This window comes from Amphritea atlantica (assembly GCF_024347255.1).
GTDB classification, from domain to species: domain Bacteria; phylum Pseudomonadota; class Gammaproteobacteria; order Pseudomonadales; family Balneatricaceae; genus Amphritea; species Amphritea atlantica.
Window position 1 is genome coordinate 4,406,679 of the sequence record NZ_AP025284.1, and the last position, 15,952, is coordinate 4,422,630.

At 51.1% G+C, this 15,952-nt stretch carries 12 protein-coding genes, 2 tRNA genes and 1 rRNA gene; 2 read left to right on the forward strand and 13 right to left on the reverse strand.

The window, feature by feature from the left end; genetic code table 11:
- Positions 1-6: 6 nt before the first annotated feature.
- The 9 genes from rimP to rlmE all read right to left on the reverse strand — a co-directional run bounded on the left by rimP (position 7) and on the right by rlmE (position 7,674).
- Positions 7-462: a ribosome maturation factor RimP gene (gene rimP, locus OCU43_RS20295; RefSeq protein ID WP_091361548.1), complete on the reverse strand. Its 456-nt coding sequence runs from the start codon at positions 460-462 to the stop codon at positions 7-9.
- Between the two features lie 301 nt (positions 463-763).
- Positions 764-840 (reverse strand) — tRNA-Met (locus tag OCU43_RS20300).
- Between the two features lie 533 nt (positions 841-1,373).
- Positions 1,374-1,460, reverse strand: a tRNA-Leu gene (locus tag OCU43_RS20305).
- A gap of 12 nt (positions 1,461-1,472) precedes the next feature.
- Positions 1,473-1,838, reverse strand: coding sequence for a preprotein translocase subunit SecG (gene secG / locus OCU43_RS20310; RefSeq protein ID WP_091361545.1), 366 nt, complete (start codon positions 1,836-1,838; stop codon positions 1,473-1,475).
- Positions 1,839-1,849: 11 nt separating this feature from the next.
- Complete coding sequence (gene tpiA / locus OCU43_RS20315; protein WP_091361542.1) at positions 1,850-2,614, reverse strand: triose-phosphate isomerase; 765 nt, start codon at positions 2,612-2,614, stop codon at positions 1,850-1,852.
- A gap of 105 nt (positions 2,615-2,719) precedes the next feature.
- Positions 2,720-4,054: a phosphoglucosamine mutase gene (gene glmM, locus OCU43_RS20320; RefSeq protein ID WP_091361539.1), complete on the reverse strand. Its 1,335-nt coding sequence runs from the start codon at positions 4,052-4,054 to the stop codon at positions 2,720-2,722.
- Complete coding sequence (folP, locus tag OCU43_RS20325) at positions 4,047-4,931, reverse strand: dihydropteroate synthase (protein ID WP_091361535.1); 885 nt, start codon at positions 4,929-4,931, stop codon at positions 4,047-4,049. The genes glmM and folP overlap by 8 nt, the downstream gene beginning before the upstream one ends.
- 59 nt (positions 4,932-4,990) lie before the next feature.
- Positions 4,991-6,964, reverse strand: coding sequence for an ATP-dependent zinc metalloprotease FtsH (ftsH, locus tag OCU43_RS20330; protein WP_091361531.1), 1,974 nt, complete (start codon positions 6,962-6,964; stop codon positions 4,991-4,993).
- A gap of 89 nt (positions 6,965-7,053) precedes the next feature.
- Positions 7,054-7,674 carry a 23S rRNA (uridine(2552)-2'-O)-methyltransferase RlmE gene (gene rlmE / locus OCU43_RS20335; RefSeq protein WP_091361724.1) on the reverse strand — a complete coding sequence of 207 codons (621 nt, stop codon included), beginning with the start codon at positions 7,672-7,674 and terminating at the stop codon, positions 7,054-7,056.
- A gap of 122 nt (positions 7,675-7,796) precedes the next feature.
- Between rlmE and OCU43_RS20340 the strand changes: the two genes are divergently transcribed.
- On the forward strand, positions 7,797-8,099 hold the full coding sequence (locus tag OCU43_RS20340; RefSeq protein ID WP_091361527.1) for a YhbY family RNA-binding protein: 303 nt from the start codon (positions 7,797-7,799) through the stop codon (positions 8,097-8,099).
- A 63-nt stretch (positions 8,100-8,162) separates the two neighbouring features.
- Here the strand turns inward: OCU43_RS20340 and greA are convergent, their stop codons facing one another.
- The 3 genes from greA to carA form a co-directional block, all read right to left on the reverse strand.
- Positions 8,163-8,639: a transcription elongation factor GreA gene (gene greA / locus OCU43_RS20345; RefSeq protein ID WP_091361525.1), complete on the reverse strand. Its 477-nt coding sequence runs from the start codon at positions 8,637-8,639 to the stop codon at positions 8,163-8,165.
- A gap of 12 nt (positions 8,640-8,651) precedes the next feature.
- A complete protein-coding gene (gene carB / locus OCU43_RS20350; protein ID WP_091361523.1) occupies positions 8,652-11,858 on the reverse strand; it encodes a carbamoyl-phosphate synthase large subunit in 3,207 nt (1,068 codons plus the stop codon).
- An 89-nt stretch (positions 11,859-11,947) separates the two neighbouring features.
- Complete coding sequence (gene carA, locus OCU43_RS20355) at positions 11,948-13,081, reverse strand: glutamine-hydrolyzing carbamoyl-phosphate synthase small subunit (protein ID WP_091361522.1); 1,134 nt, start codon at positions 13,079-13,081, stop codon at positions 11,948-11,950.
- A gap of 274 nt (positions 13,082-13,355) precedes the next feature.
- Here carA and OCU43_RS20360 point away from each other — a divergent pair, with 274 nt between their 5' ends.
- Entirely contained in the window at positions 13,356-15,335 is a 1,980-nt protein-coding gene (locus OCU43_RS20360; RefSeq protein ID WP_091361520.1) for a methyl-accepting chemotaxis protein, read from the forward strand.
- A gap of 338 nt (positions 15,336-15,673) precedes the next feature.
- On the opposite strand, the gene rrf is transcribed toward OCU43_RS20360, so the two are convergent.
- Positions 15,674-15,789: ribosomal RNA gene (gene rrf, locus OCU43_RS20365) — 5S ribosomal RNA — on the reverse strand.
- Between the last annotated feature and the right edge of the window lie 163 nt (positions 15,790-15,952).

Sequence of the window (15,952 nt, forward strand, 5' to 3'; positions counted from 1 at the left end):
TTACACTCAGAACTGAGGAACTATGTTTGCTTTTTCAATATGGTCAATCGGTAACAGGTATTCTTCCTGATCGACAACCAGCACAATATCTTCATCTTCAATACCACTGAGGATGCCTTTAAACCTGCGACGCCCCTCAAATGGCATGCGCAGCTTCAGCTGCACCACATGTCCGACAAACGCCTGGTACTGTTCCAGAGTAAACAGCGGGCGGTCCATCCCCGGGGAGGAAACCTCTAATGTATATTCACCGCTAATCGGATCTTCTACATCCAGAATCCCGCTCACCTGACGACTGACGCTGGCGCAATCCTCTACCCCGATGCCCTGTTCGGCATCAATGTAGATCCGCAGCATGCTGTGACGCCCCTGGGATATCATCTCAATACCCCATAACTGATAACCGAGAGCCACCACAGATGGCTCAATCAGTTCCTGTAACACACTCAACTTTGCTGACACGCAAAAACCTCTAAACGCACTTTCTTAGGCAAACAAAAAATGGGTCAAAGACCCATTCAACATACGACCCCGATGGGCCGCAAGTACGAAAAAGCCCCTAAAAAGGGGCCAATCAACGTACTGCTTGATCGACAATCCCAGACCGGTCGCCAAATCAGCAACCCACTGGAATTGGTAGCGGGAATCAGCATCTGCCGTTACTTTCCCGAAAGAACATAACAACGAAAGATGATGCTGAATCTTATTAACCCTCAAGAGGCCGTTACACGAATCTCTTGCTTCTGATCTATCATCCTAACAATGGTAGCGGGGGCCAGATTTGAACTGACGACCTTCGGGTTATGAGCCCGACGAGCTACCAGGCTGCTCCACCCCGCATCAGAAATCGGCGAGAATTATACTCCTCCTGTCTGAGTAGTTCAAGGACACCTTCCCGGGATTACCCGACGCGCATCAACATTTCACCCTTACACTACATTAGCACGCGACACATACCGCCGGACACCTTCCAAACCAACCAGCAAGCGGCCCGATCTGCTCATAAGCGTAGCGATAGATAAGAGCCTCTACTAAAAGAAGCCCCGCTCAGACAGAAATAAAAAAGCGCATCAACAATACGCTTCCTTAAATAGAGTGCCGACTATATAGATACATATTGGGCGTCGGAGCCCGCGACGACGGTCCAAAGGACTTCATCGAAGATGAACCAACGCGGGACGCAGTCACGCCGAGGCCAAAAAAAGCGCATCAACAATACGCTTCCTTAAATAGGGTGCCGACTATATGGATACATATTGGGCGTCGGAGCCCGCGACGACGGGCCGAAGGACTTCATCGAAGATGAACCAACGCGGGACGTAGTCACGCCGAGGCCAAAAAAAAAGCGCATCAAAGATGCGCTTCCTTAGATATGGTGCCGAAGGCGGGACTTGAACCCGCACGACCATTAGGTCACCACCCCCTCAAGATGGCGTGTCTACCAATTCCACCACTTCGGCATTAAACAAGGATCACTCAGCAGGCGGTACGTCCGCATCCCCTGCTGGCAATTTATTCTCTTCCAGAACCGGCACCTGCTCAGCATTATCAGCAGCACTCTGAATCAGTTCTGCCGCAGGCACACCGGCATCACTCACCGATACAGCCTTATCTTTTGCATAAACAGCCAGCACAAAACTGGTAATAAACAGTCCGGTTGCAATAATCGCAGTCATACGACTCAGAAACGAGCCGGAGCCCTGGCTACCAAATACGGTCTGAGACGCACCTGCACCAAAAGATGCACCAGCCTCAGCGCCTTTACCCTGCTGCAACAGCACCAGAGCAATAATGGCAATAGCCAGCAGAACATGTACAGCAAGAACCAGAGTTTCCATTATTTTTCCACTTACTTACGACTCTCTGCCGCCGCAGCGCAGATCGTCAGGAATTCATCAGCTTTCAGAGATGCGCCACCAATCAGGCCGCCATCAATATCCTGTTGAGCCAGGAGCTCAGCCGCATTACCGGCATTCATACTGCCGCCATACAGAATCGACAGTTTATCAGCTACCTTCATACCACTACCAGCCAACCGGGCACGGATTGCAGCATGCACTTCCTGAGCTTGCTCAGGCGTCGCGGTCAGACCCGTTCCGATCGCCCAGACCGGCTCATAGGCAATCACAACCGATGCAAAACGTTCAATACCAACCCGCTGAACAACTGCATCAACCTGCGTCGCCACAACCGCAAGGGTTTCACCCGCCTCACGCTGTGTCAGCGTTTCACCAACACACAGTATCGGAGTCAGCCCGGCAGTCAGGGTTGCATCAACTTTATCTGCAACATCAGCATCCGTTTCTTTAAACAGACTACGTCGCTCAGAGTGCCCCAGAATAACATACTCACAACCCAGATCCTGAAGCATTTCCAGTGACCACTCACCGGTAAACGCCCCTTTTGGCTGAGCGGATACATTCTGAGCACCGACAACAACCGGAGCATTGCCAAGCAGCTCTTTAACCTGCGACAGGTAAACAGCAGGTGGGCAGACCAGCGTCACCAGACCATCAACAACGGGTACACCTGCGGTGATACCATCCAGCAAAGCCCTGATCGACTCACTGGTTCCGTTCATTTTCCAATTTCCGGCGACTATCGTCTTACGCATGAGTTTCCCTCTGTGCAAAGCGGCGCACATAGTACCCAGTTTCCTGATAAGTTACAAGCAGCTATCCACTGGTAACGAATAAATTTTCGCACCCGCCCAATAATATTAAAGTGCCTGACGAACAGCCTCGGCCAGTTCCTCACAAAGCGCTTCCACCCAGGCCTCATCGTCTCCCTCAACCATCACCCGAACCACCGGTTCAGTGCCGGAAGGACGCAGCAGTACCCGGCCACGCTCTCCGAGACGCGCCTCAATATCCGCCACAGCAGACTGCACTGCTGGCAGCTCAGCCAGGTCTACTTTCTCAGTAAGACGCACATTGATCATCGTTTGCGGCATTTTACGCATGCCTGATTTAAGATCATGCAGTGATTTCTGATCGTCAGTCATCGCTTTGAGAACCTGTAGCGCAGCAACAATACCATCGCCGGTTGAGGTCAACTGACGACAGACCAGATGGCCTGAAGATTCTCCACCCAACAGCCAGTCATTAGCCACTAACTGTTCAAGCACATAGCGATCCCCTACCTGAGCGCGGATAAATGGAATATCAGCCTGTTTAAGCCCCTGTTCAAGGCCAAAATTACTCATCAGCGTGCCAACCACTCCACCTTTCAACTGATTCCTGCGATGCAACGCCATAGCGATGATAAAGAGCAACTCATCACCATCCACCGATTCGCCTTTATGATCAACCATGATCAGCCGATCACCGTCACCATCCAGCGCCACCCCCAGGTCTGCCTGGGTTGCAATAACCGTTTTTTCCAACAGCGCCGTCGCAGTGGCACCACACTCTTCATTAATGTTGATGCCATCAGGCGAAGCACCAACCTCAACCACTGTTGCACCCAGTTCGCGAAACACCTTGGGGGCGATGTGATAGGTGGCGCCATTGGCACAATCAACGACAATCTTCATATCCTTAAGACTCAGATCACCAGAGACTGTCCCTTTACAAAACTCGATATAACGACCGGCAGCATCTTCGATCCGCCGCGCCTTGCCCAGCTCCGCCGCCTCTACGGTAGTCATCGCCATATCCATCTGCGCTTCGATGGCGTGCTCAATATCATCGGGCAGTTTGGTCCCCAGTTCGGAGAAGAACTTGATGCCATTATCATAATAGGGGTTATGGGAGGCGCTGATCACGATACCGGCATTACAGCGAAAAGTGCGGGTCAGGTAGGCAATTGCCGGTGTTGGCATCGGCCCAAGCAACAGCACATCAACCCCCGCAGCCGAAAGCCCCGCCTCCAGTGCTGACTCAAACATATAACCCGAGATCCGGGTATCCTTACCAATAATGATCTTGCTGCGTCCCTTGCGGGCAAACACCTTTCCGGCAGCCCACCCCAGCTTGAGCATGAAGTCAGGTGTAATCGGCGCCGTACCGACCTTACCGCGAATGCCATCCGTACCAAAATATCGTTTAGTCATTTGCAATCCTGCCCTCATTCATTATGGCTTCGGTCATCCGCACCACATCCACCGTTTCCCTGACATCGTGAACCCGGAATATCTGTCCGCCCTGCTGAACGCCGATAGCGACGGTGGCCAGACTGCCTGCCAACCGCTGATCTACCGGGCGGCTAAGCACATGGTCAATCATGCTTTTACGGGAGGTACCCACCAAAAGGGGCATACCAAGTTGATGAAGCTGACGCAGATTATTCAGCAAACGCAGATTATGCTCAACAGTTTTACCAAAGCCAAATCCCGGATCAAGAATGATCCGGTCACTGCTTATACCTGCGGCGTTGCAAGCTGTGATCCGCTGTTGCAAAAAGTAGTTCACATCATCCAGCACATCATCATAGTGGGGCGCATTCTGCATGGTGGCAGGACTTCCCTGCATATGCATCACACACACCGGCAGATTTGTCTCGGCTGCGGCTTCCAGCGCTCCCTCACGTCCCAGAGCACGCACATCATTGATTAGTCCAGCCCCGAGCCTGGCAACCTCAGTCATCACCTGAGGCGCACTGGTATCAACCGAAATTATCACATCGAGTTCAGCATTCAGCCGCTCCACAACCGGCACCACCCGGTCCAGCTCTTCCTGCAGCGAGACTGCAGCAGCACCTGGCCGGGTGGACTCGCCACCAACATCGATAATCGTTGCGCCATCCTTTACCATCTGTCGGGCCCGTTCAACGGCCTGGTCAACACTCAGCTTACGCGCTTCATAAAGGGTCCCGCCGTCGGAGAAGGAGTCGGGCGTCACATTAACAATACCCATCACCTGAGGACGGCTCAGGTCCAGTGTGCGGCTACCGAAACGGTAAGTGGAAAAGTCGTTCACAGTATCTTCCATTCGGTTTTTTATTAAAAAAGGCCGGTCTGGGACCGGCCTTATCATTTGACATAAATCGCTTAGTGCAGATTGCTATCCGATGCATCTGAATCAGAAGAGGGGTCGTCCTTCTTAGCGCTTTTCAGGTCGCTATTATGATCATCATCCAGATCAAACTCCTCTTTTTTATCTGCCGCAGCCGCTTCATCTTCTGCTGCTTTTGAGTCAGCCTCCTGCCATCCTTCAGGCGGCGTAACCGGCTTACGATCCATCAGCTCATCAAGCTGTTTGCTATCAATCGTTTCGTATTTCATCAATGCCTGAGTCATATTTTCGAGAATATCCCGGTTATCCTCCAGCATCTTATAAGCTTTCGCGTAACACTCATCGATAATCTTGCGGGTTTCAGAATCAATTTTACCCTGCAACTCTTCAGACATCGCTTTGCCCGGCTGACCATAACCACGATTGAACGGATCCTGCTCCTCATCATCATAGAGGATTGGCCCCAGCTCATCGGTCAGACCCCAACGGGTCACCATATTACGGGCCAGACTGGTGGCGCGCTGAATATCGTTAGACGCGCCAGTGGTCACGCCATCTTTACCCAACGTCATCTCTTCGGCGATACGGCCGCCATAGAGACTGCAAATATTGGAGATCAGCAGTTTACGGCTGTGACTATAACGGTCTTCCTCAGGCAGAAACATAGTGACACCCAAGGCCCGGCCACGCGGGATGATAGAGACCTTATACACAGGATCATGCTCAGGCATCAGTCGACCTACAATGGCGTGACCGGATTCATGGTAAGCGGTATTTAGACGCTCCTCATAAGACATCACCATTGATTTACGTTCCGCACCCATCATTATCTTATCTTTGGCTCGCTCAAACTGCTCCATTCCCACGGTCCGCTTGCTGGAGCGGGCAGCAAACAGGGCCGCCTCATTGACCAGGTTAGCAAGATCCGCCCCGGAAAAGCCAGGCGTACCACGGGCAATCAGTTCAGGTTTGACATCATCGCCCAGCGGAACTTTGCGCATATGCACTTTAAGAATCTGCTCACGACCACGAATATCAGGCAAACCAACATGCACCTGACGGTCAAACCGCCCGGGACGCAGCAACGCGGGGTCGAGTACATCGGGACGGTTAGTCGCCGCGATAACGATAATACCTTCGGTGCCTTCGAAACCATCCATCTCAACCAGCAACTGGTTCAGTGTCTGCTCCCGCTCATCATTACCACCACCCATACCAACACCACGGTGGCGACCTACCGCATCAATCTCATCGATAAAGATGATGCAGGGGGCATTTTTCTTCGCCTGCTCAAACATATCCCGAACCCGGGATGCACCAACACCGACAAACATCTCAACAAAATCGGAACCCGATATAGTAAAGAACGGAACCTTCGCTTCACCGGCGATCGCTTTTGCCAGCAGGGTTTTACCAGTACCCGGGTTACCTGACATCAATACACCGCGGGGAATATGCCCCCCCAGGCGCTGGAATTTGCCCGGATCACGCAGGTAATCAACCAGCTCTTTAACCTCTTCCTTCGCCTCTTCAACACCGGCGACATCATCAAAAGTGGTCTTGATCTGATCCTGCCCCATCATGCGGGCTTTAGACTTACCAAAGGACATCGGACCGCCTTTGCCGCCACCTCCGCCCTGCATCTGCCGCATAAAGAACATAAAGATGGCAAGAATGATCAAGATTGGAAAGCTGGCAACCAGTAACTGCGTCCAGACGCTCTGTTTTTCTGGCTGCTTACCTTCGATAACCACCTTGTGGTTATACAGGTCATCAACCAGCTTAGGGTCCTGCAGTGCAGGACGAACTGTGGCAAAACGCTCGCCATTGGTCCGCTCACCCTCAATGGTATAACCGTCAATAACCACCCGACGAATCTGATCATTCTTCACCGCAGTGATAAATTCAGAATAGTTGAGCTTCTGCGAGGTGCTTTCGCTGTTGAAGTTATTGAAAACGGTTAACAGTACTGCCGCGATAACCAGCCACAGTACCAAATTCTTTGCCATATCGTTCAAAGGTAAACCCTCTGTTTTCTCAAAATTAGTGTCCGTCCGAAAACAAACAAAACTACAGTAGTTACACTGTATTGACTATATCAGGGACGGAAGTTTCGTCCAATCAGATAGACTTCACGCGAACGGGCTCTGGAAGAGTCCGGCTTCCGGCTATAAACCTTAGTAAAGCTGCTGCGCATATCGTTCATATATTCATCAAAGCCTTCACCCTGAAACACTTTGGCAACAAAATCACCGCCGGGCTTGAGCACCTGACGCGCCATATCCAGTGCTAATTCTACCAGATACATCGCCGCAGGCTGATCAACAGCATTCATACCACTCATATTGGGGGCCATATCTGAAATTACAAGGTCTGCCAGCTGATCGCCCAATGTTTGCAGAATCTCATTGAGCACTGACTCCTCAGTAAAGTCTCCCTGAACAAACTGTACGCCGGGCAGTGGATCCATTGGCAGTATGTCAGATGATACCACCCTACCATGATCACCAACCAGCTCTGCAGCAATCTGAGACCACCCTCCCGGAGCGGCCCCCAGGTCAACCAACGTCATCCCGGGACGAATCAGTTTATCCTTTTCATTGAGTTCAAGCAGCTTAAAGCTTGCCCGTGAACGATACCCCAGCTCTCTGGATTTCTTCACATACTGATCGTCGAAGTGTTCCTGCAGCCATCGACCGCTGCTTTTTGATCTTGCCACCAACATCCCCGTCCGGAATTTGAGTCAATGTCTACTTTCTACACACTAACTCAGGTAAAATCTCTACATTATGGTTCGAAGCGGATCTTCCGCTCCAAAATTTAAAGGTCAAGTATTTTAGTATGAGCTTAACCCCTACGCAAAAGAAGCAGTTCCGAACAATCGGTCACAGCCTTAACCCTATCATCACTGTTGCCGGAAATGGCCTGAGTGAAAACATTCTTCTGGAAGCTGACCGCGCCCTCGAAGACCATGAACTGATCAAAGTAAAATTTGCCGTGGGTGACCGCGAAGCTAAGAAATTACTGATCAGCGAGATGGCCCAGATCGTCGAGGCCACCATCGTTCAGGAGATCGGTAATGTTGCACTGCTCTATCGGGCGGCCAAACATCCGGACCCCAAACTGTCTAACCTGCTACGTTAATGTGACCGGAACAGATCAACAACAAAAAAACCGCCGATAGGCGGTTTTTTTTATCCTTCAGGATCAGATATGGTGCACCTGATCAATTTCATACTCAACACCGCCACCAGGCGTCTGCACAACAGCGACATCGCCCTCCTCTTTGCCAATCAAGGCCCGGGCAATCGGTGAGCTGATAGAAATTTTACCGCCTTTGATGTTCGCTTCATCATCCCCGACAATCTGATAACTCACTGTTTCGTCAGTGTCCATGTTAATCAGATCGACCGTGGTACCGAAAATAACCTTTCCGGTATGCGGTATCTGCGTTACATCAATCACCTGAGCGGAACCCAGCTTACCTTCAAGTTCCTGAATACGCCCTTCAATAAACCCCTGCTGCTCACGGGCAGCATGGTATTCAGCATTTTCTTTCAGGTCACCATGCTCACGCGCTTCCGCAATGGATGCGATCACGGCAGGACGCTGTACTGTTTTCAAATCATCCAGTTCTTCACGCAGCGCTTTCTCACCGCTAACAGTCATTGGAAATTTTTGCATAATCTCAGCTCCTTAGTGCAGGTTTTGCAAACGGCGTACTGTTTTTTCTTCGCCGTACTGCATCGCCATGATCATCGCTTCAGCACCCGCCAGGGTTGTGCTGTATGGCACTTTATGTTGCAACGCTGAACGCCGGATCTCAGCCGAGTCCGCAATCGCCTTACGGCCTTCAGTGGTGTTAATGACGTAAACAATTTCGTCGTTCTTCAGCATATCGACGATGTTCGGACGCCCTTCCATCACTTTATTGACAACCTCAACCTCAAGCCCATTCTCTCTCAGCAAGGCCGCTGTTCCGCGGGTAGCAACCAGGGTAAAACCAAGACTGACCAGATCGCGGGCAACTGGCAGAACATTTTGCTTATCGACCTCACGAACCGAGATAAAGGCTTTACCGGTTGCTGGCATCTTCTCGCCTGCACCCAACTGCGCCTTCATAAAGGCTTCACCAAAGGTTTCACCCACACCCATCACTTCACCGGTAGATTTCATCTCCGGAGACAGAATCGGATCAACACCCTGGAACTTATTGAACGGGAACACCGCTTCTTTAACATTAAACAGCGTCGGAACGATCTCTTCGGTGAAACCGATCTCTTTCAGGGTTTTACCGGTCATCACCTGAGCACCAATCTTCGCCAGCGAGACACCGATACACTTCGAGACAAACGGTACGGTACGGGATGCACGCGGGTTCACTTCGATGACATAAACCTCACCGTCCTGATAAGCCAGCTGAGTATTCATCAGGCCCACTACACCCAGCTCCAGTGCCATCTTGCGCACCATCTCCCGCATCTCATTCTGGAGAGCTTCGGGGAGGCTGTACGGCGGCAATGAACAGGCTGAGTCACCGGAGTGAACACCGGCCTGCTCAATGTGCTGCATGATCGCACCGATCACCACGGTTTCGCCGTCACTCACCGCATCGATATCGACCTCTACTGCGGCGTTAAGGAAGTGATCCAGCAATACTGGTGCATCGTGGGATACCTTAACCGCAGAGGTCATATACTGACGCAGTTCAGATTCTTTATAGACGATCTCCATCGCCCGACCACCCAATACGTAAGATGGACGAACAACCAGTGGATAACCCAGCTTGTCAGCCTCGATAACCGCCTCCTCAAGAGAGCGCACGGTGGCGTTCTCTGGTTGCTTCAGCCCCAGACGCTTAAGCATCTGCTGGAATTGCTCCCGGTCTTCAGCCCGGTCGATCGCTTCCGGAGAGGTACCAATAATCGGCACACCGGCATGCTCCAGCGCCAGCGCCAGCTTCAGCGGAGTCTGGCCACCGTACTGCACGATAACCCCTTTAGGTTTCTCGACATGTACAATTTCCAGCACATCTTCCAGGGTAATCGGTTCAAAGTAGAGACGGTCAGACGTATCGTAGTCGGTAGACACGGTCTCAGGGTTACAGTTAACCATAATGGTTTCGTAACCATCCTCACGCGCCGCCAGCGCCGCATGCACACAGCAGTAATCAAACTCGATACCCTGTCCGATGCGGTTAGGACCACCGCCGATAACCATGATCTTCTCTCGCTCGGTAGGATTCGCTTCGCACTCTTCCTCATAGGTGGAGTACATGTAAGCGGTATCGGTAGAAAACTCAGCGGAGCAGGTATCCACACGCTTAAACACCGGACGGATATCCAGCTTGTGACGCTGCTTGCGTACCTGTTTCTCAGACACACCCAGCAGAACAGCCAGACGCGCATCAGAGAAACCTTTGCGCTTCAGGCGATACAGTTCAGTCTTATCCAGCTCAGACAGCGTCATGGTAGACACCCGCAGCTCATCTTTAATAAGATCTTCAACCTGAACCAGAAACCACGGATCGATGCCAGACAGTTCGTACAGTTCTTCCACTGTCATGCCCAGACGGAATCCATCACCCAGATACCAGATTCGCTCAGCGCCCGGCTGTTTCATCTCACGCACGATCTCGGTACGGGCGTCTTCACTGCTCAGATCCACAATCGGATCAAAGCCAGTCGCCCCCACTTCCAGCCCCCGAAGAGCCTTCTGCAGAGATTCCTGCTGAGTACGGCCAATCGCCATCACCTCACCCACAGATTTCATCTGGGTTGTCAGACGGTCATTTGCCTGTGGAAACTTCTCAAAGGTGAAGCGGGGAATCTTGGTAACAACATAATCGATTGCCGGTTCAAATGAGGCTGGAGTCGCACCGCCGGTAATATCGTTCTGCAACTCATCCAGGGTGTAACCAATCGCCAGCTTCGCCGCTACCTTAGCGATTGGGAAACCGGTCGCTTTGGAAGCCAGAGCGGATGAGCGGGATACCCGGGGATTCATCTCGATAATCACGAAACGCCCGGTTTTCGGGCACTGGCCAAACTGAACGTTAGAGCCACCGGTTTCAACGCCGATTTCACGCAGTACTGCCAGGGAAGCATCCCGCATCCACTGATACTCTTTATCCGTCAGTGTCTGTGCCGGAGCAACGGTGATTGAGTCACCGGTATGTACCCCCATGGCATCGAAGTTTTCAATCGAGCAGACGATGATGCAGTTATCGTTTTTATCACGAACCACCTCCATCTCATACTCTTTCCAACCGATCAGGGATTCATCGATCAACAACTCGTTGGTGGGCGACAGATCCAATCCCCGTTCACAGATCTCGATAAACTCTTCTTTGTTATAAGCGATACCGCCGCCGGTGCCACCCATCGTAAATGATGGCCGGATAATACATGGGAAACCCAGTTGCGACTGCACCTGCAACGCCTCTTCCATACTATGCGCAATCGCAGCACGGGGGCATTCCAGGCCGATAGACTTCATCGCTTTATCGAAACGGTCACGGTCTTCGGCTTTATCGATGGTATCTGCATTCGCACCGATCATCTCAACGCCAAACTTTTCCAGGACGCCTTCGCGTTCCAGATCAAGGGCACAGTTAAGCGCTGTCTGACCACCCATGGTCGGCAGCAGCGCATCAGGACGCTCCTGCTCAATGATCTTTGCAACTGTTTTCCACTGAATCGGCTCGATGTAGGTCGCATCCGCCATCGATGGGTCTGTCATAATGGTCGCTGGATTAGAGTTAACCAGAATAACGCGATAGCCCTCTTCACGCAGAGCTTTACAGGCCTGGGCACCGGAGTAATCAAACTCACAGGCCTGACCGATAACGATAGGACCCGCACCGAGGATCAGAATACTTTTTATGTCCGTACGTTTTGGCATGTGTAAATAACCGATCGAAAATTTTAATTCTTTAAAAGCTGCCCGGAGATAGCTCACAGGCAGTACGTATTGACCTTAAATCAGGCGTATCAGGCCTTTCGCGCTTCAATGTCGCGAATAAAGCGATCAAACAGCGGCGCAACATCGCGCGGGCCGGGGCTCGCTTCAGGATGCCCCTGAAAACTGAAAGCCGCACGGTCGGTGCGTTCAATCCCCTGCAGGGAACCATCAAATAACGACTTATGTGTCGCCCGCAGGGTGTCAGGCAATGAACTTTCATCAACAGCAAAACCATGGTTCTGGCTGGTGATCATCACCTGCTTGTTTTCAAGGTCCTGCACCGGGTGGTTTGCACCATGATGACCAAACTTCATTTTCATGGTCTGTGCTCCGGAAGCCAGGGCTAACAACTGATGTCCCAGACAGATACCGAATACCGGCAGGTCGGTTTTACAGATCTCCTGAATCGCTTCAATCGCGTAATCACAGGGTTCCGGATCCCCGGGGCCATTGGAGAGGAATACACCATCAGGGTTGAGTGCCAGCACGTCTGCCGCTGGCGTTTTCGCAGGCACCACCGTCAGACGGCAACCCCGTTCAACCAGCATCCGCAGAATATTGCGCTTAACACCGTAATCATACGCAACAACGTGATGCGGAAGTTCGGCCTCAGACAGATCCTGATGCCCATCAACGGGATGCCAGGTTGTTGCGGTCCACTGATATTGCTCATCAGTGGTCACCTCTTTGGCCAGATCCATTCCCTTCAGACCTGGGAACGCTTTTGCACTTGTCAGAGCGGTATTTTCGTCGATATCACCGGCCATGATGCAGCCATTCAACGAACCCTTTTCACGCAGGATACGGGTTAATCTGCGGGTATCGATGTCAGCAATACCGACGATGTTTTTCGCTTTCAGATAGTCATCAAGGCTCTGCTCACTTCGCCAGTTACTGGCCGTCAGCGGCAGATCCCGGATCACAAGACCTGCAACCCATGTTTGAGAGGACTCTTCATCCTCTGTATTTGTTCCCACGTTACCGATGTGTGGATAGGTCAGGGTTACAATCTGACGGCAATACGATGGATCCGTCAGAATCTCCTGATAACCAGTCATAGAAGTATTGAATACAACTTCTCCGCTGGACTGGCCATCCGCGCCAATCGCTACTCCCCGGAAGATACTGCCGTCCTCAAGGGCCAGAATGGCTGGTCTTGTCAAAATTAACCTCCCCGCTTAGTGCGAAAATCTAAACAGAATAAATAAAACTGTAAGTTGCAAAAAAGCGAGGTAGAACCATAAGCCCGCCTCGCTTTTCTGTAGAGAATTCTTCTAGTGCATTTCCAGCATGCAAATCGGCGGTATTTTAGTCCATCTGACCGGCCTTGTCTATGTAACCTGACCCACCATTCTGAGTATCTCAGAAAAACCCCGAAACACCTCAGTAACATAAAAGAAATATAAATGACGGTTTTAAATATCCGGGCAGTTAGCGATGAAAATATCCCACATCAACCTGGTAGCCGGGGCTACCTTATTAGTTATTGTTACCGCAATGGCCAGCACAATGCTCTGGTCGCTACAGCGTCTGGAAAACAGTTTCAACCAAACCCGTGACTATCAGCGACTCCAACAAGAGATTAACACCCAGGTAAACCGGCCAATCCTTATCTATCTGAGTTCAGGTAATGCGTCACTGCTATCCGACATCGATAACGCCCTTAGCCGCCTCATAGAGAAAGACCCGCAGGTTAAAAGCCTGACAGACAGTGGCGCACCGGAAATACAAAATACCCTGACTGAGTTACAGACAACCGCCCTGTTGAAACTTCGGGCCGCAGGCAAACTCAGACAACCACAGGAACTGCTGATCAACAATGAGCGCGAAATTCTCGCGACCCTGAGCCAGCTAGCGGATTACGCCGCTAACGGAGGCAACGATCAGCCAGCACTAAAACAGCAATACACCTCAATCCTGAGCAAGTTCATTGCCACTATCTCAGGTCTGGCCCATAGCCGTCAGCGTTATTTTTCATCCAGCCAGCCAAACCGTTCGGATATTAATATACGCCTTGATGAATTAACGCAGATGAGCAAACAACTCGATCAGCTACCACGGTTTGGCATCTATCAGGAAACTGACAGCAGCGACACTCTGGCAACACTACTGGGCAACAGCATGACGGAAGTCCAAACGAGTCAGGATGAACAGGGAAACCTGCTGATTCAGGAACTGCAGAGCCTGGTTCGACGATACAGCAAAGAGCTCAGTAATATCGAGAAGATCTATACACAACGGACAACATCTATAGAACAAACAACCTCACTGGTTGATCAACTCAACGAACAGTTGCAGATAAACCAGAGCCGCTTGCAAAAACATTACGACACTACCGGCCAGCAGGCAAACACACTGCTGATCACCAGCATTCTGTTAATCGCGATCATCGGGTTCATTATGGGGATTCTGAACACCCGCCTTAGCCAGATTATAAGCAACACCTGCCAACAACTTGATGCGCTGGCAAACGGCCAGCTTAATGGTCACCCCAATACACCAAGTAAGATTGTTGAACTAAAAATTCTGAGCAACTCAATCACCAGCCTGCGTCAGTACTTTATGACACTGATCGACAAGATCCACACCGAGAGCGATGCTCTGAATCTGCTTGGCAAAGGGCTGAATAACAGCTCAGATACGCTGACACTGATCGTCAACAAACAGCAACTCTCAACTGAGCAGGCAGCAGTTCAGATCCAACAGCTTAGCAGTTCATACCAGGAGGTCGCTGAAAACGCTGTACGAACATCGACCGCCACCCGCCAGGCCACAGAGATCGTTGTCAATGGCGTTGAGGATATGGAACATACCCGAGCCAGCATCCATCAGCTGGAAGAAGAGACCGAAGCCACTAATGCGACACTTCTACAGCTCAAAGAGGACGGAAAGGAGATTGGATCGGCGCTCCACGTAATACAGAATTTTGCTGAACAGACAAACCTGCTGGCGCTTAACGCAGCCATTGAAGCAGCTCGCGCTGGAGCCAGTGGCCGGGGATTCGCAGTGGTTGCTGATGAGGTCAGGTCCCTTGCTGTCAACACTGCAAAAGCAGCCGACAATATCGGTCTCATTATAAAGAAACTCAATGGCGCTATCGATCAGATGTCCGACAAGGTAGAACGACAGGCTGAACATGTCCATAACACCGTCAACCTTGCTGAAAACGTCAGAAAAAGCGTTGAGAAGATCCGTCTTTCGATCGATGAAATAGACAACATGAGCAGCATGATCGCTTCAGCAACAGAGGAACAGTCAGCTGTGACCGGCCAGATATCAGAAATCATCAATATGACCCTCGAACATGCCCATGATTCAGCAGAAGAAGCCGAGAAAAACAAGCAATACGCCCAACAGGTCAACCACACCGGAAACAGCCTGATGCAACTATTAGAGCAATTTAAGACGAGCAACTGATAAAAACAGTCGCTAGACCGCTGCTTCGCAGCTCGCTAAACGCGACTGCGTCGCTTGCCAGAACGGAGCCTTCGGCTCCTGCTAGCAAAAACTATCGCGACGGGTACCCAGAGGGCATGCTAGCGCCGCTCGCTACAGGGCCTTAGCTTCTTCAGAGAACGAAATATCCTTTCTGTGAAGATTACCTATGCTCCCGACTAAGAAGGCTTTTGCTCTTGATCTTACGCTTATTCTAACCACTAGCAGGCGCGCAGCGCCGTTCTAGCGAGCCGCGTAGCGGCGTCTAAACGAAAAAAGCCCCGATCATTTTCATGATCGGGGCTGTTTTGTAATTAGGTGCTTGGCGATGACCTACTCTCGCATGGAGAAGCTCCACACTACCATCGGCGCTAAGACGTTTCACTTCCGAGTTCGGGAAGGGATCGGGTGGTTCCATCTCGCTATTGTCGCCAAGCAAAACTGGTTGCTCTAACGATTTGAACATCAGTGTTAACCTATGCTCAAAGCGTCATTCGAATCCTGTAATCGGAGAGTTATGCACAAACTCTAATCCGTGGCTGTTTTATTCAGCCGCAATGTATCTTTTTCTATCAGCTGACCCAAACGCTTTTGGCGTT

What these genes read in the sequence shown, in the direction of transcription:
- ftsH (WP_091361531.1), bottom strand. Translation starts at nt 6,964, where the DNA reads ATGGCAAAGAATTTGGTACTGTGGCTGGTTATCGCGGCAGTACTGTTA.
- secG (WP_091361545.1), bottom strand. Translation starts at nt 1,838, where the DNA reads ATGGAAACTCTGGTTCTTGCTGTACATGTTCTGCTGGCTATTGCCATT.
- folP (WP_091361535.1), bottom strand. Translation starts at nt 4,931, where the DNA reads ATGGAAGATACTGTGAACGACTTTTCCACTTACCGTTTCGGTAGCCGC.
- tpiA (WP_091361542.1), bottom strand. Translation starts at nt 2,614, where the DNA reads ATGCGTAAGACGATAGTCGCCGGAAATTGGAAAATGAACGGAACCAGT.
- carB (WP_091361523.1), bottom strand. Translation starts at nt 11,858, where the DNA reads ATGCCAAAACGTACGGACATAAAAAGTATTCTGATCCTCGGTGCGGGT.
- glmM (WP_091361539.1), bottom strand. Translation starts at nt 4,054, where the DNA reads ATGACTAAACGATATTTTGGTACGGATGGCATTCGCGGTAAGGTCGGT.
- OCU43_RS20360 (WP_091361520.1), top strand. Translation starts at nt 13,356, where the DNA reads ATGAAAATATCCCACATCAACCTGGTAGCCGGGGCTACCTTATTAGTT.
- greA (WP_091361525.1), bottom strand. Translation starts at nt 8,639, where the DNA reads ATGCAAAAATTTCCAATGACTGTTAGCGGTGAGAAAGCGCTGCGTGAA.
- OCU43_RS20340 (WP_091361527.1), top strand. Translation starts at nt 7,797, where the DNA reads ATGAGCTTAACCCCTACGCAAAAGAAGCAGTTCCGAACAATCGGTCAC.